The sequence below is a fragment of the Shewanella sp. Shew256 genome (assembly GCF_002196695.1).
Taxonomy (GTDB): domain Bacteria; phylum Pseudomonadota; class Gammaproteobacteria; order Enterobacterales; family Shewanellaceae; genus Shewanella; species Shewanella mangrovisoli.
Map to the genome: position 1 here is coordinate 155,229 of NZ_NAJR01000003.1, position 19,733 is coordinate 174,961.

Consider the following 19,733-nt stretch of genomic DNA (forward strand, 5'->3'; position numbering starts at 1 on the left):
AAACAATAATAAAGGATGAGCTGAATGACGGGTCGCTTTAAATCCCTAACTTGGAAACAAACAAATCTCGTCGTTTTTACAGCGCTTTTTTTCGCTATCGCCATCTTTATTGTTGAAATCGCCCTCGTCGTCGTCTCCACCAAGCAGCAACTCACTACCACGCAACAAGAATTACTGGATTCTGTAGAACAACCCGCCGCCAACGCCGTCTGGGCTTTAGATGATAATTTGGCGAGGCAAACCCTTGAGGGAGCGATTAAAGTAGAGCATGTGGGCTCTGCGGTAATTGAACTCGATGACGGCTCGATGTTTGTTTCCGTGAGCAATAATAAGAAGAACAACTCACAAACCTTTATCAGCCTTAGCAACAAACTCTTCGATGACTTAAAAGAAATTTCACGGCCCCTATATCGGCCCTTTTACTTTGAAGGCACACAAAAACAGCAGCTTATCGGCACGTTAACCATTTTTTACGACACGCAAGAACTCACCAATACCCTCTTTAGTCAGTTACGCTTCAGTTTTTTTGCTACCTTAGCCCGCGCGTTGCTACTCACCTTAGTGCTATCCGTGGTATTCCACCGCTTCTTAACCCAGCCGATTGCCAGGATCAGTGAAGCCATAGATAAGATTTCCCCCGATTCACCCGATGAAAACCTGCTGCCCATGTCCAATGCGCATAAGGATGACGAATTAGGCCTAGTGACATCGAAGTTTAACCAGATCCTTATTCAATTCAGTCAAACCCAATCCAAACTGCGCAAAATGGCCACCCGTGACCCATTAACAGGCCTGCCCAATCGCACCCTGTTACTCGAAACCATTGCCGTGACAATTCAGCGCTCACGGGTCCATAAAAGCAGTTTTGCTTTGATGTTTATCGACTTAGACCGTTTCAAAAATATCAATGACTCATTAGGACATGCCCTTGGCGATCAATTCCTCGCCCGTATTGCTCGTATTCTTGAGCGCGTCGTAGGCGATAAAGGGTCAGTATCACGCCTAGGTGGCGACGAATTCGTGATTCTAGCCGACTCGGTCCACTCCCCCGACCAAGCCGCCGACTTTGTCGATAAACTATTAGTGCAGCTCAATGTGCCGATTCAACTGAATGAACATGCAATTCACCCTGCGGCATCGATTGGGATTTCCATCTATCCAGAAGATGGCAACAGCGCCGAAGATCTTATCCGCCATGCCGATATCGCCATGTACAGTGCAAAGGCCGCTGGGTCGAATCAATGGGCCTTCTTTAAACAACAGATGACCGAGCGCGCGGCTGTGCGACTCCGCACCGAAGCATCACTGCATGACGCCTTGAAAAACAATGAATTTTTGCTCTACTTTCAACCCAAGTTGGATTTACAAACCGGCAAAATTACCGCCTGTGAAGCCCTGATCCGTTGGCAAAAAGATGGCCGCTTAATCAGCCCGATCTCTTTTATTCCAGTGGCGGAAGAAACTGGCATTATTATTCCGATTGGACGTTGGGTTATCGAGCAAAGCTGCCGCGTGCTGCGTGACTGGCAGAAGAAATATAACTTTGCGATACCGATTGCCATTAACGTCGCGTCACAGCAATTTGCCGATGCCAGCTTAGTGTCGGACATCAAACAGATGGCGCTGCGTTATCAAATCCAACCGGAATTGCTCGAAATTGAAATCACCGAAACTTCGTTAATGAATGACATTGAGCTGGCGATCAACAAGTTAGAGCAGCTCAAATCGGCAGGTTTTGGTATTGCCGTCGATGACTTTGGTACTGGTTACTCTTCCCTGTCTTACCTACGCCATTTGCCGATCACCACCATGAAAATCGACCGTTGCTTTGTGTCCGACTTACCAGGGGACAGCGCCATTGCCTCGACCATTTTGATGTTAGGTAAACAGTTAAATCTGACGATTGTGGCCGAAGGGATTGAAAACGAAATGCAACTCGATTGGCTCAAGCGTAACCAATGTCAAATCGGTCAAGGCTTCTACTTTAGTCAGCCGTTGCCACAGGCGGAATTTGAGGCGCTGTATATTGCCAATCAAACCGCAACCATTAGCAATATTGATGGATTACGTGGCGCTTAATACGTCGAAGAAGATAGTGTAAACACTGAATTTGAGACAATAAAAAAGGAGGCTTAGCCTCCTTTTTTACGTCAGTAAACGCGTGATTAACGACGTAAACCTAACTTTTGGATCAGCTCATTGTAACGCGCTGCTTCAGTACGCTTCAGGTAAGCTAATAACTTACGACGAGCGCTAACCATGCGTAACAGACCACGACGTGAGTGGTGATCGTGGATGTGCTCTTTGAAGTGATCTTGCAAATGGTTGATTTGAGCAGTTAACAGCGCAACTTGAACTTCAGTTGAACCAGTATCGTTTGCGCCACGGCCAAATTCAGCCAGGATCTTTGCTTTCGCTTCAGTACTTAGTGACATGTGTCTCTCCAAATATAAAATGTGAATCTCTAGCCGATCACTAACTCAGCCAGAGGGCGCGTTATTCTACCCATAATCCTTGGCGCGCGCAATAAATGCGATGGATTAATAACCCAAGATAATCAATTAAGATGCTTTAGCTTGGTCGTGGTTCACGACTAAGCGCTTAGGCGCCAATAAGCCATCTTCGTTCATCTCGCCAATGCCGACGAAACGACGCTCGCTTCCTAAGGTAATACGCACCAGTGTATCTGCAACGAGCCCAGAAACTCGTACCGCCTGACCTTGCATAAGGTAAGCTGCGCTCGCATCAGGCACATTGACCTCAGGAAAGTCAGCAACCGCCGTATCCATAGGCAGCAACAGCGTGTCCAGCAAGCTGCTTGGGTCAAGCTGCTCCTCCTGCGCCTTAGCAAATAAAGCTTCGAGCTGCTCAAGAGTGACCATTTTGTCGTAGGGATAATGGGCAACTTGAGTACGACGCAGCATTATCACATGGGCGCCACAACCGAGCATCTCACCTAAATCATCGATGATAGTGCGAATATACGTGCCCTTAGAGCAATGAATGTCTAAGGTCAGCTCATCGCCTTCTAGACCGATGAAATTCAGCTCAAAGACTGTGATTGGACGCGCCTCGCGCGGTACTTCAATCCCCTCGCGGGCATACTTATACAAAGGCTGGCCTTGGTATTTCAGCGCCGAATACATTGAGGGCACTTGCAGGGTATCGCCACGGAAATGCTCTAAGGCGGACATTAACTGCGCCTCAGTGAACTCGAGCGGACGAGTCTGCACCACTTCACCGTCGGAGTCGCTGGTATCTGTGCGTTGTCCCAGTTTTGCTGTAACAAGATAACGCTTATCCGAATCCAGTAAATGCTGCGAAAACTTAGTCGCTTCGCCTAAACACACAGGTAGCATACCCGTTGCCAAGGGATCGAGTGCTCCCGTGTGCCCTGCTTTGTTGGCATTAAAAAAGCGCTTTACCCGTTGTAATGCGAAGTTGGAGCTCATGCCAGTGGCCTTATCCAACAACACAATACCGTCGATAAAGCGGCCCTTCGAACGTCTCGCCATTACGCTTTACCTTCGGTGTCATCGGCTTCGTCGATGTCATTGTCAGTTACATCGTCAGCGCTACCAAACTGTTGCTGTTTGGCCTTATCGCTGTTGATCACTTGGCTAACAAGGTTAGACATACGCATACCTTCAACCAATGAACTGTCATACACGAAACGGATTTCAGGCATGACTCTCAGCTTCATACGACCCGCGACTAAAGTACGGATATAAGGTGCGGCTGTAATCAAGGCATTGAGCTTTTCTTGCACCAGCTCTTTGTCTTCTTCGAAGAAAGTCACAAACACTTTGGCGTAACTTAAATCGCGGGACACATCGACATCATTAACGGTTACAAAACCAATACGGGGATCTTTCATGTCGCGTTGTAACACAACAGCCAGCTCTTGCTGCAACTGCTGGGCTATACGACGTGTACGACTGAATTCTTTTGCCATAATAGAGTTACCATAGCTAATGTATTAAATTGAAAGGGCGGCTAATGCCGCCCTCTTTATCGTTACAGTGTACGTGCCACTTCGACGGTTTCGAATACTTCGATTTGGTCACCCACGCGGACATCGTTGTAGTTCTTAACACCGATACCACATTCCATGCCGTTGCGAACTTCGTTAACGTCGTCTTTAAAGCGACGTAGCGATTCGAGTTCACCTTCGAAGATCACCACGTTATCACGCAGTACGCGGATTGGTGCGCTGCGTTTGATGGTACCTTCAGTCACCATACAACCGGCGATTGCGCCCAGTTTTGGTGACTTGAACACGTCACGTACTTCAGCCAGACCGATAATCTGTTGCTTGAATTCTGGTGACAACATACCCGTCATCGCCGCTTTCACTTCATCAATCAGATTATAGATAACGCTGTAGTAACGCAGGTCAACACTTTCGCTTTCGATAGTCTTACGCGCCTGAGCATCGGCACGGACGTTAAAGCCAACCATGATAGCGTTAGAAGCCGCAGCTAAGGTCGCGTCGGTTTCGGTCAGCGCACCCACACCGCGAGCGATGATGTTCACTTTCACTTCGTCGGTAGACAGACCCATTAAGGAGTCGGTAATCGCTTCGAGTGAACCTTGAACGTCTGCCTTCAGAACGATGTTCAGTTCCTTCACTTCGCCTTCGGTCATGTTCGCGAACATGTTTTCCAGCTTAGACTTCTGCTGACGCGCTAATTTCACGTCACGGAACTTACCTTGACGGTACAGTGCTACTTCACGGGCTTTACGCTCGTCGCGAACCACAGTTGCTTCATCACCGGCTGATGGCACACCTGAAAGACCTAAGATCTCAACAGGGATAGATGGGCCCGCTTCAGTGATTGAACGACCGTTCTCATCTTTCATCGCACGGATTTTACCGTACTCTAAACCACACAGAACGATGTCGCCTTGGCGCAGTGTCCCTTCTTGAACCAGAATCGTTGCCACAGGGCCGCGACCTTTGTCCAGTTGTGATTCGATAACCACACCAGCAGCCATACCGTCACGTACCGCTTTAAGCTCTAATACTTCAGCTTGCAGCAGAATGCCTTCTAGTAGGTCGTCAACGCCAGCACCAGTCTTAGCAGATACGAAGGCGAACATGTTGTCACCGCCCCAATCTTCAGACATGACGCCGTGTTGCGCTAATTCACTCTTCACGCGGTCGATATCGGCTTCTGGTTTGTCCATCTTGTTGACGGCAACAATCAATGGCACGTTACCGGCTTTAGCGTGTTGAATCGCTTCGATGGTTTGCGGCATTACGCCGTCATCGGCAGCAACAACCAGTACAACGATGTCAGTCGCTTTAGCACCACGGGCACGCATTGCGGTAAACGCGGCGTGACCAGGGGTGTCTAAGAAAGTGATCATGCCGTTTTCGGTCTCAACATGGTATGCACCGATATGTTGAGTAATACCACCGGCCTCACCCGCTGCCACTTTCGCGCGGCGGATATAGTCGAGCAGAGACGTTTTACCGTGGTCAACGTGACCCATGATGGTCACAACTGGCGCACGAGGCTCAAGCTTAACGCCGCCCTCTTCGTCACGCTCAGACAGTACTTGTTGCTCTAATTCGTTTTCACGGATCAGTACCACCTTGTGGCCCATTTCTTCGGCAACTAACTGGGCGGTTTCTTGATCTAACACTTGGTTGATCGTCACCATTGAGCCCATCTTCATCATTTGTTTGATGATTTCAGTCGCTTTAACCGCCATTAAGTGGGCAAGTTCTGCCACAGTAACGGTTTCACCGATACGCACATCACGGGTCACTGCAGCTACAGGCTTGTTAAAGCCGTGGGCCATTGACTCTGGCGCAGTGCTGCGGTTACGCATGTGTTTTTCGCGGCCGTCACGGGCATCTTTACCACCACGTTTAGTCTTGGCGGTATTTTTGTTACGGGCACGACGACCACGTTTTTCTTCATCCATATCCGATGAATCTTCAGCAGCACGGGCTACTTTAGAGGTAGTGATATGGTGATCGCTGTAACGCTCAGCCTCTTTACGTTGACGCTCTTCTTCGTCCCAACGCTTAGAGTTTTCTTCCGCTAACAGGCGCGCTTTTTCAGCGGCTTTAGCTGCTTCTTCGTCTTGCTTACGCTTAGTCGCTTCCGCTTGAACCGCTTTTAAACGCTCAGCCTCAATGCGTGCCGCTTCCGCTTCTGGCGAAGTGTCTTTTGCAGGTTTCGCATCCGTTGCCGCTTTAGCCTTAGCTTTTGCTTCTGCATCAGCTTTCGCCTTGGCTTCCGCTTTTGCTTCAGCATCAGCTTTCGCCTTGGCTTCGGCTTCCGCTTTGGCCTTGGCTTCCGCTTCGGCTTTCGCCTTAGCTTCTGCTTCCGCTTTGGCCTTCGCTTCTTCTTCAGCTTTCAGAGCCGCTTCGCTAACATCGCGTTTAACGAAAGTACGGGTTTTACGCACTTCCACTTTAACGTCTTTAGATTGACCACCATTACCGGCCACACTCAGGGTCGATACGGTTTTACGTTGCAGTGTCATTTTGGTCGGTGCGCTTTCGCCGCCATGCTGCTTCTTCAGATAATCCAGTAACTGTTGCTTCTCAGCTTCAGACACGTTATCAGTTTGGCCTTTCTTAATTCCGGCCTGAGAGAATTGCTCAATCAGACGTTCAACACTTTTACCCACTTCCGTGGCCAATTTCTCTACGGTAGTATCTGCCATCAGTTAAATCCCCCTGTTGATCGACTTATGCTTCTTCGCCAAACCAACAGATGTTGCGGGCAGCCATGATCAGCGCACCTGCTTTTTCTTCTGTCAATTCTTCAATTTCGATCAAATCATCAATGCCTTGTTCAGCCAAGTCTTCTAGAGTCACGATACCTTTGCTTGCTAAAACATAGGCTAAGTGTCTTTCAACACCTTCAAGTGCTAATAACTCTTCACTTGGCTCCACACCATCTAGTGCTTCTTCAGAGGCGAGAGCTCGAGTTGAGATCGCCGCTTTTGCACGCTCACGTAATGCTTCAACGATATCTTCATCGAAGCCATCAATTGCCAATAGTTCAGATACCGGCACGTAAGCCACTTCTTCGAGAGAAGTAAAGCCTTCGTCAGCCAGTACTTGAGCAAAATCTTCATCTACATCCAGTGCTTCCATAAATAAGCTCTTCACCTTAGCGCTCTCGGCTTGGTGCTTCTTGTTCATGTCTTCCACTGTCATCACGTTCAGTTCCCAACCAGTCAGTTGAGTCGCTAAACGCACGTTTTGACCGTTACGGCCAATGGCTTGTGCCAGACTTTCCGCTTCAACGGCGATATCCATTGAGTGGTTGTCTTCATCAACGATGATAGAAGCCACATCGGCAGGTGCCATTGCGTTGATCACATATTGTGCTGGATTATCATCCCACAACACGATATCGACACGCTCGCCACCCAGTTCATTCGATACCGCTTGTACACGTGCACCACGCATACCCACGCAAGCACCGATTGGGTCGATACGACGGTCGTTTGACTTCACGGCGATCTTAGCGCGTGCACCTGGGTCACGCGCAGCGCCCATCACTTCAATAAGCTCATCGGCAATTTCCGGTACTTCAACACGGAACAGCTCAATCAGCATGTCTGGCTTAGTGCGGGTTAAGAATAACTGTGCGCCGCGGGCTTCTGGACGTACTGAATACAGCAGAGCACGTACGCGGTCACCAGGACGGAAAGATTCGCGTGAAATTAAATCTTCACGGAACAATACGCCATCAGCGTTGTTACCTAAGTCAACTACCACGCTTTCACGGGTCGCTTTTTTCACCACACCAGTGATCAGCTCGCCTTCTTTATCTTGGAACTGTTCAACGACTTGCGCACGCTCGGCTTCACGTACTTTTTGTACGATCACTTGCTTAGCGGTTTGGGTAGTAATACGGTCGAAGGCCACAGATTCGATCTGATCTTCGATGTAATCGCCAGGTTGGATTTCTGGGTTTTCGTAACGCGCAGCTTCCAAGGTGATTTCGCGGTATGGGTTTTCTAACGCAACACCGTTATCGTCGATAACCATCCAGCGGCGGAAAGTTTCATAGGCGCCAGTTTTACGGTCGATAGAAACACGAACGTCAATATCGCCTTCGTATTTTTTCTTGGTTGCAGTTGCCAGCGCAGTTTCTAGCGCTTCAAAAATTTTCTCGCGTGGAACGGCCTTTTCATTTGAAACCGCCTCAGCGACTAGCAGAATCTCTTTATTCATTTCGTCTTGCCTCGTTCACCTTGAAACCATCAAAACTTAGCGATGATGTTGCCTTTACGGATATTATCCAAGGCGACAACCAGCTCTTTACCATTCACATTGAGTGACAGCATTTGGCCGTCAACCTGTGTAATGGCGCCTTTTAAATTACGACTGCCCGCGACAGGCATAGTCAGTTGAAGCTTGACATCCTCACCGACATAGGCCGCATATTGTTCAGCAGTGAACAGCGGTCTATCTACACCAGGTGAAGAAACCTCTAAGGTATATTCGGTCGAAATAGGGTCTTCAACATCGAGTACAGCGCTGACTTGGCGACTTACGTTGGCACAATCTTCGATATTGATACCATTCTCACCATCAATGAACACGCGCAGGATTGAATGTTTACCCGCTTGTACATATTCAATGCCCCAAAGTTGGAAGCCTAATGCCTCCACAGGCACTTTGAGCATGTCTGCCAGTCTGGATTCTAATGTTGCCAAAATTGACCCCCGGAAAAAACAAAAAAGGGCTTAATAGCCCTAGTAAAGCGTCGTATCGGATACGACAAATCTAAAAGTCCCAGATAACAAAAAACCCCGTAATGACGAGGTTATTAGCTTCAAGAACCTGTAAACCATAACGAATTCAAATACTATTCGTTACTAGGAGCTGGTTGCGGGGGCCGGATTTGAACCGACGACCTTCGGGTTATGAGCCCGACGAGCTACCAAGCTGCTCCACCCCGCGTCAACTGTGTGCAAGTATATTGACTATCGTCTTTTCTTGCAATAACTAAGTCAGCGCTTACTTCGTCTCACTTAGCTATATTATGGTGCCGAGAGCGGGACTTGAACCCGCACGTCCGTTAGGACACAGCCACCTCAAGGCTGCGCGTCTACCAATTTCACCACCTCGGCGACACCTTTTGCTAGTCAGGAATTTTGGTTTCTGACTTTTCGGTTGCTTGATCAACTGGTCGAGTTACCTGTTCATCAGCACCTAAATTTTTCCATGCATCTTCATTTTTTGCGTGGTTTGCACTTAAGTTGCCAATCAGCAGACTTAATGTGAAAAACGCAATGGCAAGAATCGCCGTTGTACGTGTCAGGAAGTTACCTGAACCACTTGAACCGAATAAGGTACCTGATGCACCGGCGCCAAACGAGGCCCCCATGTCAGCTCCTTTACCTTGCTGGATTAAGATCAGGCCAATTAAACCTAATGCAACCAACAAGTAAACAACCACTAAAACTTCATACATATTATGCGCTCATCGCTATGGTACACAGACTTAAAAACTCGGTAGAGTTTAAACTGGCACCGCCAATCAGTCCACCATCAACATCAGGTTGGGCAAATAAATCTGCCGCATTACTCGGTGTCACACTGCCACCGTACAAAATCCTGATATTTTCTCCGATAAACGGAGACACTTCAGAGAGACGCTTGCGTATAAACGCATGTACTTCCTGTGCCTGCTCTGGTGTCGCGCTCTTACCAGTCCCTACAGCCCATAACGGCTCGTAAGCGATAATGGCGTTATCAAAAGCCATAGTGCCATTTTTCTGGATCACTATATCCAACTCTTCCGCAATCACCTCGAAGGTACGTCTTGCTTCACGTGCTGGACCCGATTCACCCACACATAAAATTGGGGTTAAACCGTGCTTTTGTGCAGCGGCGAATTTCTCCGCTACGATATTACTCGTCTCTCCGTACATACGGCGACGTTCTGAATGTCCGATAATGACATATCGACATCCGCAATCTTTAAGCATCTGGCCCGAAACTTCTCCGGTATAAGCGCCAAAGTCATGTTGACTTAAATTCTGAGCGCCCATCCTAACAAGTGAACCGTCTAACGCTTCCTTGTTTGCTTCTAGCAGTTGCCTGACGCTTTCTAGATAGATAGAAGGCGGGCATAAAACCACTTCAGCTGAATCATTTTGGAGCTTTGAGGCAAATTTCTTGAACAACTCTTGCGCTAATGCCGCACTGCCGTTCATCTTCCAATTGCCAGCTACCATAGGACGTCTGAGTGCCATCACTGTCTCCTCTGAAAGCGGCGTGAATAATAGCGAACCACTTATTAAGTTACAATAGCTAAATTCGAAATTTTTCAGATATTAGGTTGGAATGCTTACTTTTTACACGCCAAACCCTATTCTTGCTCATTAATGCAGCTAACACCTTCATTTTTAATCGGTATCAGCTGCACTCGACTAAAGATTAGTTTGATTAGCTCGCCGATTTTACCGCATCTGCAATCAAATTGGCGTGCGCTAACACAGTATTGTGATCATCACCTTCAACCATCACACGAATTAACGGTTCAGTACCGGATTTACGTAGTAATACGCGACCTCGGGCACCCAGTTGTGACTCAACCTGAGCCTGAGCGGCTTTGACTTTATCTGAGCTTAATGGATCGTGTTCGCCCTCAAAGCGCACATTCACTAACACCTGTGGCAACATCTCCATCGGGGCAGTGAGTTGCTCAAGTGTGGCATTTTGTCGACGCATTGCCGCCAACACTAATATACCCGCCACGATACCATCACCCGTCGTACCATGGTCAAGGTTAAGGATATGGCCCGAGTTTTCACCGCCGATGCGCCAATCGAGTTCTTTCAGTAACTCCATCACATAACGGTCACCCACTTTAGAGCGGGCAAAGGGAATATCTAAGGCTTGCAAGGCTAAATCGAGACCGAGGTTAGACATAAGTGTGCCGACAACACCACCACGCAGCACGCCACGGGCTTTAGCATCACAGGCCAGAATATAGAGGATTTGGTCGCCATCGATTACTTCACCGCGGCTGTTGACCATCATGATACGGTCGCCGTCACCATCAAGCGCAATCCCTAAATCGGCGCCCTCTGTCAATACGGTTTCGCAAATTTTTGCCATGGACGTGGCGCCCACTTTGTCATTGATGTTGACGCCATTGGGCTTATCACCAATGGTAATCACCTCTGCGCCTAACTCACGAAATACCGCAGGAGCAATGTGATAGGTCGCACCGTGAGCACAGTCCACGACAATTTTTAACCCTGTGAGGGTTTGATCCGCTGGGAAGTTGCCCTTGCAGTATTCAATATAACGGCCACGTGCATCTTCAATACGTGACACTTTGCCCAATAGATGTGACTCAACACACTCTAAGGGCTTTTCTAATTCGGCTTCAATTTCCAGTTCTAGGTTATCGTCGAGCTTGCTGCCATCGGTTGAGAAAAATTTAATGCCGTTATCATAGTATGGATTGTGGGATGCACTGATCACCACCCCTGCTTCGGCGCGGAAAGTGCGAGTGAGATAAGCCACAGCAGGTGTTGGCATTGGCCCCATCAACATCACATTGAGACCCGCAGCCGATAAACCCGCCTCTAAAGCAGACTCAAACATATAACCCGAAATACGGGTATCTTTACCAATAATCACTTTTTTCGTGCCGCTGCGGGATAACACCCGCCCAGCAGCCCAACCCAACTTTAATGCCAGCTCGGGAGTCATCTGGCCTGAACCTACCTTGCCACGAATACCATCGGTTCCAAAAAATTTACGTTCGCTCATATTGCCCCACAAACTTCAATGTGTCCCTTCGGTTGGGATCATAATATTAATGAAATACTTAACAAAAATAGCCTTTATAGATATGCCTGTGTCGCTTGTAACACTTTCAGCACATCGACAGTTTCAGGGACATCATGGACACGAATGATATGTGCCCCTTTCTGGGCCGCTATCATGGCGCCAGCAAGGCTCCCCGCTAGACGCTCGGAGGTCGGTCTAGCAAGGAGGTTTCCTATCATGCTCTTACGGGATAAACCTATCAATATCGGCAGCTCAAACTGCTCAAAACTATCTAACTTCGCCAGCAGTTCATAGTTGTGTTCTAAGGTTTTACCAAAGCCAAAACCCGGGTCGATTAGCAATCGCTCCCGCGGGATCCCCGCCTCGATGCAGGCTTGAATACGCTCGCGCAAAAACTCAGAAACATCGGCAACAAGGTCTTGGTATTCGGGTGCAGTTTGCATACTGCGCGGTGCGCCCTGCATGTGCATCAAACAGATGGGTACATTTAGCTGCGCCGCAGTCTCTAAAGCCCCAGGCTCCAACAATGCACGCACATCGTTGATTAAATGGGCACCAGCATTCACCGCTTGTCGCATCACTTCGGGTTTACTGGTATCGACCGAAATCCACACATCATGGTGTTTCGCGACATATTCCACCAAAGGGATAACACGGGCGAGTTCATCCTCAACCGTCACATCGGCCGCACCCGGCCTTGTCGACTCGCCGCCGATATCGATGATAAGCGCCCCTTGGGCGACCATCTCATCAGCATGTTGGCAAGCTAATTCAAAGGAGGAGAACTTTCCACCGTCGGAAAAAGAATCGGGAGTAACATTCAGAATGCCCATTACGACGGGCGAGGCTAAGGATAAGCGTTTGGTTCCAGCAATTAATTCAAACACGCATTGACTCCATTTGGGACAGCTTGCTAGCGCGTTTCATCCGTTTTCTGCGCGGTTCACTCATGTGACTGATTTATATTGAATGACAACGCAGTCAATTTTCTAGCAAGATAAAACAAGAAAACCCCTTAACGGGGTTCTCTTTCAATTAACAACCGCTACTTAACGGGTGACTCATCGGCATCTTTCAGCTCTGCCTCAACGGGAGCAGTTTTTACCACTTCGTCGACTTTAACGGCAGGTTCACCTTTGCCATTGCCTTTGTCGTTTGAACCATTGTCATCCGCTTGCCAATCGGCAGGCTGACGCACTTCACGACGGTTCATCAAATCGTCAATTTGCAGTGAGTCAATGGTTTCATACTTCATCAGCGCGTCTTTCATCGAATGCAGAATATCGATGTTATCCAGCAGAATTTGCTTAGCACGGCCATAGTTCTTATCGATAAAGGCTTTCACCTCGGCATCGATAACCGTCGCGGTTTCATCGGACATCGCCTTAGCTTTACCCATGCTGCGACCTAAGAATACTTCACCTTCTTCCTCGGCATAGAGTAATGGACCGAGTTTGTCGGAGAAGCCCCACTGGGTCACCATGTTACGGGCAATCGATGTAGCGTATTTAATGTCTTGTGAAGCGCCTGTAGACACTTTTTCGCTACCGTAGATCAGCTCTTCGGCTAAGCGACCACCGTAGGCAACCGAAATCTGGCTCTCTAACTTACGACGGCTTTGGCTAATCGCATCGGCCTCAGGTAAGAAGAAGGTCACACCCAGCGCACGACCACGCGGGATAATGGTTACCTTGTGCACAGGGTCATGCTCTGGCACTAAACAGCCCACAATCGCGTGGCCCGCTTCGTGGTATGCCGTCATTTCTTTCTCGGCTTCCGACATCACCATAGAGCGGCGCTCTGCACCCATCATGATCTTGTCTTTTGCACGCTCGAATTCTTCCATACCGACAACACGGCGGTTACCGCGCGCCGCAAACAGCGCCGCTTCGTTGACTAAGTTGGCTAAATCGGCACCAGAGAAACCTGGGGTACCGCGGGCAATCACGCTTGCTTTCACATCTTCAGAAAGTGGTACTTTACGCATATGCACTTTAAGGATTTGCTCACGACCGCGAACGTCCGGTAGACCCACAACCACTTGACGGTCGAAACGACCTGGACGCAGCAGCGCAGAGTCCAATACGTCAGGGCGGTTGGTCGCCGCAATCACGATAATCCCTTCGTTACCTTCGAAGCCGTCCATCTCAACCAGCATTTGGTTAAGAGTTTGCTCACGCTCATCATGACCGCCACCTAAGCCTGCGCCACGTTGGCGACCTACGGCATCGATTTCGTCGATGAAGATAATACAAGGAGCTGATTTCTTGGCTTGTTCGAACATGTCACGCACACGAGATGCACCGACACCGACGAACATTTCTACGAAGTCAGAACCCGAAATGGTAAAGAAAGGTACCTTTGACTCGCCAGCAATCGCTTTAGCCAGTAAGGTTTTACCTGTACCTGGTGGGCCAACCATGAGCACGCCCGTTGGAATACGGCCACCCAGTTTTTGGAATTTGGTTGGATCACGCAGATAATCGACCAGCTCTTTGACTTCTTCCTTGGCTTCATCACAGCCTGCAACGTCAGCAAAAGTGGTCTTGATTTGGTCTTCGCTCATCAGCTTGGCTTTGCTCTTGCCAAAGGACATAGCGCCTTTGCCACCGCCGCCCTGCATCTGGCGCATAAAGAAAATCCATACCCCAATCAGCAGCAACATTGGGAACCAAGAAATAAAGATCTGGGTTAAGAAACCCGATTCTTCGGCTTCTTGGCCTTTCATGGTGATGCCTTTACGGTCAAGATCGTTAATTAAATCTTGGTCATACAGTGGCATGATGGTCGTGAATTTTTCGCCCGTGCGCTTAGAACCTTCGATAGTACGTTGGTCACTTTTCACTTCAACGCTGGCGACTTGTCCATCACGAACATTGTCTAGGAACGTAGAATAATCCATCTTCTGCGATGACGAAGAAGAGGGGGAGTAACCCTGAAACACTGACATCAGCACGACGGCGATGACAACCCAGAGTATTAGATTTTTTGCCATGTCACTCAAATTACTAGACCTCATAAAGTCTTGCGATGATTAACGCTAGGGTACTACAACTTGTACCCTGTCGCCACAAGATAGACTTCACGGGAGCGTGCCCGCGACGAGTCCGGTTTACGTGTTTTTACTACTTTGAATGCGTCTTTTACCGCCTTCATATATTCGTCAAACCCCTCCCCCTGAAAGACTTTGACCGCAAAACTACCGTTAGGTGCCAATACTTGATGGCACATATCTAACGCCAGTTCGACTAAATACATGGCGCGCGGCTGATCGACACCATCGGAACCACTCATGTTGGGCGCCATATCAGACAATACAACGTCAACCTTATCCGCACCGACGCGAGTTAGCAATGCTTCGAGCACTTTCTCTTCACGAAAGTCCCCTTGCAAGAAATCCACGCCGACGATGGGATCCATTGGCAAAATATCGCAGGCGATAACTTTACCTTTATCTCCGGTCAGCTTGACGGCTATTTGAGACCAACCACCAGGAGCCGCACCTAAGTCCACCACAGTCATACCAGGGCGGATCAATTGGTCCTTCTCCTGGAGCTCCTCAAGCTTGAACGCAGCGCGAGAACGCAATCCCCGTTTCTGTGCTAGTTTGACATAATGATCATCAAAGTGTTCCTGCATCCAACGGGTGGAACTGGCCGTACGTTTTTTACCTGACATTTAAAATCCGCAACAATTGAGAGTTACACAAGGGCTATATAAGGGTAGAATAGCGGTTTTTCAACAGTAACTCAGCAAAAGTTGGTAGAAATGAACTTAACAACCAAACAAAAACAGCATTTAAAAGGTCTGGCGCACAATTTAAAGCCAGTGGTGCTGCTTGGTGCCAATGGATTGACTGAAGGTGTACTCGCTGAAATTGAAAGCGCACTCGCTTATCATGAACTGATTAAAGTGAAAGTAGCCTCTACCGATAGAGAGCTAAAAAATGCCATCGTTGATGCCATAGTACGTGAAACTCAATCTGCAAAAGTGCAACTTATTGGTCATATTCTGGTGATTTATCGTCAATCGCCTGAAATGAAAATTGCCCTGCCAAGAGCTAAGTAATTTTCCAGCCTTAAACAAAACGGCCACTCAAGCGAGTGGCCGTTTTGTTTTTAGCACTTAAGGCGTATCTGTGATGACTTGCACTTTATAATGCTCCGGCGTTAATCCCAAAAACTCGGGCAATGAAGTCCCGACCGATATCGATGAGAAAGTACCAGTTAAGATGCCGATAAACATGGCTATCGAGAATCCTTCCAACGGCCCACCGCCCATAATCCATAACGCTCCGACCGTCATTAAGGTGGTGCCCGAGGTAACCATGGTACGGGAAAAGGTCGCGACAATCGCTTGGTTATTAATTTCCTGAATAGCAAGCTTTGGCTTAGCAATCAATAACTCCCGAATCCGGTCGGCGATAATGATCGAATCGTTGAGTGAATAACCTAAAATCGCCAGCACGGCAGCGAGTACGGTTAAATTAAACTCCATCTGGGTTAATGAGAAAAAGGCGAGCACAAAAATCACGTCGTGCACCAGCGCAAATAACGCGCCGGAGGCGAGACGCCATTCGAAGCGATAACTCAAATACCCTAAGATACACAGCATGGCCACCAACAGGGCAAGACCGCCCTGCTCGGCTAACTCTTTACCCACTTGCGGGCCGACAATACTGGTGTTTAGCACTTGCACCTCACCTAGTGGCGCTAAGGTTTGCGCAATATCGACATTACTTTGTGCAGTGTCCGCATAGCGTAATACCCAACGCCCAGGCTCACTGGCCGAAATCACAGTCACCTCTTGCTGATAAGCCGCGTTCAATAAGGGTTGCAACTCGCTGCTGGTAATCCGCCTGTCGAGCTGAACCTCGGTCACCACACCGCCCGTAAAGTCTAGGCCCCAGTTAAAGCCTTTCATCCCGATGATGGTGAGTGAGGCCAGCATTAAAAAGATAGAGATAGCGCTCGATACATAACGCCATTTAGTCAGATTGATATTCTTCATAGTTATACCCTCACATGGCGGCGCGCATCACGCCCATACACTAGGTTGATTAAGGCTCTTGAGGCAAAAATACCGGTAAACATACTGGTCAACAGGCCCAAACCTAAGGTCAAGGCAAAGCCTTGGATGGGACCATTACCGATGGAATAGAGCACGACCGCGGTAATCATAGTGGTGAAGTTAGCGTCGAAAATGGTTGAGAATGCACTGTCAAAGCCAGTGTCGATAGCCAGAGCGAAGCTGCGCCCCTCTTTTAACTTATCTTTAATCCGCTCGAAGATCAGTACGTTGGTATCGACCGCCATGCCGACCGTTAACACCAGACCAGCAATGCCGGGTAAGGTCAATACCGCGCCGGGGATCAGCGCCAACAAACCAAAGAGGATCACCATGTTAGCAATCAAAGCCACATTGGCTACCCAACCAAGACGGCGATACCAGAGCGCCATAAACAGCAAGGTAATTCCCATGCCCAGACCGAGCGCAGCAAAACCGTTTTGAATATTTTCGGCGCCAAGGGTTGGGCCAATGGTGCGCTCTTCAACAATGGTCACGGGCGCCGTCATTGAGCCCGCACGTAGCAGCAAGGCTAATTGCTGCGCCTCTTGATAGGTGCCTGCGCCCGTAATTCTAAAGCGATCTCCGAGCTGTGATTGAATGGTCGCGACACTGATAATCTCTTGGGTTTGCTTAGCTTTACCCTGCTCATCCCGGCTATATTCGCTGTAGGATGTTGCCATCGGCTTGCCAATATTGGCGCGGGAGAACTCCGACATTTTTTGGCCGCCGATACGGTCGAGGTGAATGTTCACTTCGGCCATGCCCATTTCGCCAATATTGGCGCGGGCATCGACAATATGATCGCCGCCCAATACCGGCGTACGGGCCACATAAACAGGATTGCCAGATTTATCCTTCAGCACCTGCGCGTTCACTGAACCCGATTCTTTAACTTCAAAAAAGGCCAGACTTGCGGTCGCACCAATCACGTTTTTCGCGGCGGCCGGGTCTTGGACACCGGGCAATTCGATACGAATACGGTGTTCACCCTGACGCTGAACTAAGGCTTCTGTAATCCCTAACTCTTCAATCCGGCTACGCATAATTTGCAGGTTTTGCTGCACGGTTAAATTACGTAACTTGATTTGCTCTTCTTGAGCGAGTTTTACCACTAAACCATTATCCGCATTAGTTAATTGCCAAGTCGGGTAGCTTTGCTGCATAAACTGGCGAATGGCTGAGCGCACGTTATTGGCAGATTGAGCCGCGTCATTAAATGCAATCGCAATTTGCAGCCCTGCGTCATCGCGCGTGCTATCAATACGCACACTGGCGCCGCGAATTTGCTGTTCACGCAAAAACTGTCGAAGGGACTCCACTAATGCATCGGCTTGGGCTTGATAGACAGGCTGCACATCCACATCCAGCAAAAATTGCACCCCACCGCGCAAATCGAGCCCGAGTTTAATCGGTTCAAAGCCCATATTTTGCAGCCAGCTTGGCGCAGCACTCACCAGTGCCAGCGTGAGCTCTTTCGGCTCACTCACCATGGATGACACTAAGGTCTTTACCAAGGTTTGCTCGCTGTCATCATTGAGCACTATAAGGGTTTGCCCGTCTTCCGAGCTGTTGGTACTCCCCTGTTGGGCATGCTTAACTTCAATACGTTTAACCTCAACGCCCTGCGCCTTTAATTTATCCCGCAGTTCAATGGGGGTTAAGTTAAGTCCCGCTTTAGCGCCCACCTGCACGGCGGCGTCCTCTCCATACCAAGTAGGTAATGCACTGAATAACATCACAATAATCGTGACGATAAGCACAAGGTATTTCCAAGCTGAATAATGATTTAGCAGCTTTTTACTCTGAATTTTATCCATAGATATCACTCGCATGATATTGCCCGCTCTGATAGCCAAATGCTGCGCAAGTAGCGCTAATAAACATGAGCGAACAATCACTGTATGTACGGTGAAACCTGTAAATACCTATCCCACAAGGAGTGCGCTAAGCGCTTGTAAACTCAGTGGTGATAACCTATTCAAATTCGTCTAAACCGAATGGATTTAAATCCAATGCGATTTAGTCGCACCTTCGGCAATCACTCCGCAGGCTTTGACGCTAGGTTATCGGGTACAGGTTTCGGATGACAAAATGCAAAGTTAATCAAAGGTATCCGTAGAAACGTATCGTTCAGGGGACGAACTTAACTGTATCGTGATGGATAAGCCTTGCTAACTTGCGACAGAGAAGTGAGTTAAGCGGCTTGCTGACTAAAGCGATATTGCAGGTTGGAGACTTTCCAACCGGAGATCCGCGCGGGTGAAGATTCGGCTAAGAGAGTCCAATCCGGGCGAGCATCGAGGCGAATATTTTCCCCTAATGCGGGCGCTGACTCGGGTACAAACTCAAAGGCCAACAGGTAAACAGGCTTCACCTCACGCATATCATGCTGAACAAGATTGATAAAACGCTGGGAGTTAACCGGAGCAAAATTAAAATCATCCGAGTGACTGACTAATTCAGGCTCGGAGCAATCGATGGCTTGTGTCTTATCTGAAGCGGTGCAGACCGCTTTGCTATCGCTTGCAGTCGATGGTGCCTTTGAGTAATGTGATGCAGCGCTCTCTTGCACTGAAAGTGATGGCGTATCCGCGGTAAGCGCCGTTGTCACTACAGCTTTAGACGCCAGATGCTGTTGCTGGGCGGTTAAGCTGCGCGGCGCATAGCCACCCGCATGGGCGATCAAGATGATCGACACGCAGAGTAACATTAATCCTTGGCGCCAGTGCTTAATCAAACTCAGTTCCTAAAAGGTACACGCAACCATTTACGTGATGAAATATTTGCAGAAAAAAACAATACTTTTTTGGATAGCTTTCGTAAAGAACCTTGATGAATGCATAGAAAGCTCCAAGCATGCAGCTTAGGT

At 48.6% G+C, this 19,733-nt stretch carries 17 protein-coding genes and 2 tRNA genes; 2 read left to right on the forward strand and 17 right to left on the reverse strand.

The window, feature by feature from the left end:
* The first annotated feature begins 24 nt into the window (after positions 1-24).
* Positions 25-2,079, forward strand: a complete 2,055-nt coding sequence (locus B5P39_RS06360) for a putative bifunctional diguanylate cyclase/phosphodiesterase (RefSeq protein WP_088210874.1) — start codon at positions 25-27, stop codon at positions 2,077-2,079.
* Positions 2,080-2,165: 86 nt separating this feature from the next.
* Here the strand turns inward: B5P39_RS06360 and rpsO are convergent, their stop codons facing one another.
* From rpsO to rlmE, 14 genes are all read right to left on the reverse strand, one after another.
* Positions 2,166-2,435, reverse strand: coding sequence for a 30S ribosomal protein S15 (gene rpsO, locus B5P39_RS06365; protein ID WP_011621820.1), 270 nt, complete (start codon positions 2,433-2,435; stop codon positions 2,166-2,168).
* A gap of 126 nt (positions 2,436-2,561) precedes the next feature.
* Complete coding sequence (gene truB, locus B5P39_RS06370; RefSeq protein WP_088210875.1) at positions 2,562-3,515, reverse strand: tRNA pseudouridine(55) synthase TruB; 954 nt, start codon at positions 3,513-3,515, stop codon at positions 2,562-2,564.
* The gene (gene rbfA / locus B5P39_RS06375) at positions 3,515-3,955 is read right to left on the reverse strand and encodes a 30S ribosome-binding factor RbfA (protein ID WP_088210876.1); all 441 of its coding nucleotides are present in this window, start codon (positions 3,953-3,955) and stop codon (positions 3,515-3,517) included. Before rbfA ends, truB begins: the two co-directional genes overlap by 1 nt.
* 62 nt (positions 3,956-4,017) lie before the next feature.
* Positions 4,018-6,687, reverse strand: a complete 2,670-nt coding sequence (gene infB, locus B5P39_RS06380; protein ID WP_088210877.1) for a translation initiation factor IF-2 — start codon at positions 6,685-6,687, stop codon at positions 4,018-4,020.
* 25 nt (positions 6,688-6,712) lie between these two features.
* Positions 6,713-8,212, reverse strand: coding sequence for a transcription termination factor NusA (nusA, locus tag B5P39_RS06385; RefSeq protein WP_088210878.1), 1,500 nt, complete (start codon positions 8,210-8,212; stop codon positions 6,713-6,715).
* A gap of 29 nt (positions 8,213-8,241) precedes the next feature.
* Positions 8,242-8,697, reverse strand: coding sequence for a ribosome maturation factor RimP (gene rimP / locus B5P39_RS06390; protein ID WP_011716141.1), 456 nt, complete (start codon positions 8,695-8,697; stop codon positions 8,242-8,244).
* Positions 8,698-8,867: 170 nt separating this feature from the next.
* Positions 8,868-8,944 (reverse strand) — tRNA-Met (locus B5P39_RS06395).
* 83 nt (positions 8,945-9,027) lie between these two features.
* A tRNA-Leu gene (locus B5P39_RS06400) sits at positions 9,028-9,114 on the reverse strand.
* Between the two features lie 11 nt (positions 9,115-9,125).
* Complete coding sequence (secG, locus tag B5P39_RS06405; RefSeq protein WP_088210879.1) at positions 9,126-9,458, reverse strand: preprotein translocase subunit SecG; 333 nt, start codon at positions 9,456-9,458, stop codon at positions 9,126-9,128.
* Position 9,459: 1 nt separating this feature from the next.
* Positions 9,460-10,242, reverse strand: coding sequence for a triose-phosphate isomerase (gene tpiA / locus B5P39_RS06410; RefSeq protein WP_011071430.1), 783 nt, complete (start codon positions 10,240-10,242; stop codon positions 9,460-9,462).
* Between the two features lie 193 nt (positions 10,243-10,435).
* Complete coding sequence (gene glmM / locus B5P39_RS06415; RefSeq protein ID WP_023268278.1) at positions 10,436-11,773, reverse strand: phosphoglucosamine mutase; 1,338 nt, start codon at positions 11,771-11,773, stop codon at positions 10,436-10,438.
* A gap of 74 nt (positions 11,774-11,847) precedes the next feature.
* Complete coding sequence (gene folP / locus B5P39_RS06420; RefSeq protein WP_088210880.1) at positions 11,848-12,681, reverse strand: dihydropteroate synthase; 834 nt, start codon at positions 12,679-12,681, stop codon at positions 11,848-11,850.
* A 158-nt stretch (positions 12,682-12,839) separates the two neighbouring features.
* Positions 12,840-14,813, reverse strand: coding sequence for an ATP-dependent zinc metalloprotease FtsH (gene ftsH / locus B5P39_RS06425; RefSeq protein ID WP_164717925.1), 1,974 nt, complete (start codon positions 14,811-14,813; stop codon positions 12,840-12,842).
* Between the two features lie 29 nt (positions 14,814-14,842).
* The gene (gene rlmE, locus B5P39_RS06430; RefSeq protein WP_011621809.1) at positions 14,843-15,472 is read right to left on the reverse strand and encodes a 23S rRNA (uridine(2552)-2'-O)-methyltransferase RlmE; all 630 of its coding nucleotides are present in this window, start codon (positions 15,470-15,472) and stop codon (positions 14,843-14,845) included.
* A 90-nt stretch (positions 15,473-15,562) separates the two neighbouring features.
* On the opposite strand from rlmE, the gene yhbY reads away from it, so the two are divergent.
* A complete protein-coding gene (yhbY, locus tag B5P39_RS06435) occupies positions 15,563-15,862 on the forward strand; it encodes a ribosome assembly RNA-binding protein YhbY (RefSeq protein ID WP_011716136.1) in 300 nt (99 codons plus the stop codon).
* A 57-nt stretch (positions 15,863-15,919) separates the two neighbouring features.
* On the opposite strand, the gene secF is transcribed toward yhbY, so the two are convergent.
* The 3 genes from secF to B5P39_RS06450 all read right to left on the reverse strand — a co-directional run bounded on the left by secF (position 15,920) and on the right by B5P39_RS06450 (position 19,574).
* Positions 15,920-16,804, reverse strand: coding sequence for a protein translocase subunit SecF (gene secF, locus B5P39_RS06440; protein WP_011716135.1), 885 nt, complete (start codon positions 16,802-16,804; stop codon positions 15,920-15,922).
* Between the two features lie 2 nt (positions 16,805-16,806).
* On the reverse strand, positions 16,807-18,681 hold the full coding sequence (gene secD, locus B5P39_RS06445) for a protein translocase subunit SecD (RefSeq protein WP_088210881.1): 1,875 nt from the start codon (positions 18,679-18,681) through the stop codon (positions 16,807-16,809).
* Positions 18,682-19,058: 377 nt separating this feature from the next.
* Positions 19,059-19,574: a hypothetical protein gene (locus tag B5P39_RS06450; protein WP_088211130.1), complete on the reverse strand. Its 516-nt coding sequence runs from the start codon at positions 19,572-19,574 to the stop codon at positions 19,059-19,061.
* Positions 19,575-19,733 lie beyond the last annotated feature (159 nt).

What these genes read in the sequence shown, in the direction of transcription:
- truB (WP_088210875.1), bottom strand. Translation starts at nt 3,515, where the DNA reads ATGGCGAGACGTTCGAAGGGCCGCTTTATCGACGGTATTGTGTTGTTG.
- B5P39_RS06360 (WP_088210874.1), top strand. Translation starts at nt 25, where the DNA reads ATGACGGGTCGCTTTAAATCCCTAACTTGGAAACAAACAAATCTCGTC.
- secG (WP_088210879.1), bottom strand. Translation starts at nt 9,458, where the DNA reads ATGTATGAAGTTTTAGTGGTTGTTTACTTGTTGGTTGCATTAGGTTTA.
- rbfA (WP_088210876.1), bottom strand. Translation starts at nt 3,955, where the DNA reads ATGGCAAAAGAATTCAGTCGTACACGTCGTATAGCCCAGCAGTTGCAG.
- infB (WP_088210877.1), bottom strand. Translation starts at nt 6,687, where the DNA reads ATGGCAGATACTACCGTAGAGAAATTGGCCACGGAAGTGGGTAAAAGT.
- ftsH (WP_164717925.1), bottom strand. Translation starts at nt 14,813, where the DNA reads ATGAGGTCTAGTAATTTGAGTGACATGGCAAAAAATCTAATACTCTGG.
- secD (WP_088210881.1), bottom strand. Translation starts at nt 18,681, where the DNA reads ATGGATAAAATTCAGAGTAAAAAGCTGCTAAATCATTATTCAGCTTGG.
- glmM (WP_023268278.1), bottom strand. Translation starts at nt 11,773, where the DNA reads ATGAGCGAACGTAAATTTTTTGGAACCGATGGTATTCGTGGCAAGGTA.
- nusA (WP_088210878.1), bottom strand. Translation starts at nt 8,212, where the DNA reads ATGAATAAAGAGATTCTGCTAGTCGCTGAGGCGGTTTCAAATGAAAAG.
- rpsO (WP_011621820.1), bottom strand. Translation starts at nt 2,435, where the DNA reads ATGTCACTAAGTACTGAAGCGAAAGCAAAGATCCTGGCTGAATTTGGC.
- yhbY (WP_011716136.1), top strand. Translation starts at nt 15,563, where the DNA reads ATGAACTTAACAACCAAACAAAAACAGCATTTAAAAGGTCTGGCGCAC.
- rlmE (WP_011621809.1), bottom strand. Translation starts at nt 15,472, where the DNA reads ATGTCAGGTAAAAAACGTACGGCCAGTTCCACCCGTTGGATGCAGGAA.
- secF (WP_011716135.1), bottom strand. Translation starts at nt 16,804, where the DNA reads ATGAAGAATATCAATCTGACTAAATGGCGTTATGTATCGAGCGCTATC.
- B5P39_RS06450 (WP_088211130.1), bottom strand. Translation starts at nt 19,574, where the DNA reads ATGTTACTCTGCGTGTCGATCATCTTGATCGCCCATGCGGGTGGCTAT.
- tpiA (WP_011071430.1), bottom strand. Translation starts at nt 10,242, where the DNA reads ATGGCACTCAGACGTCCTATGGTAGCTGGCAATTGGAAGATGAACGGC.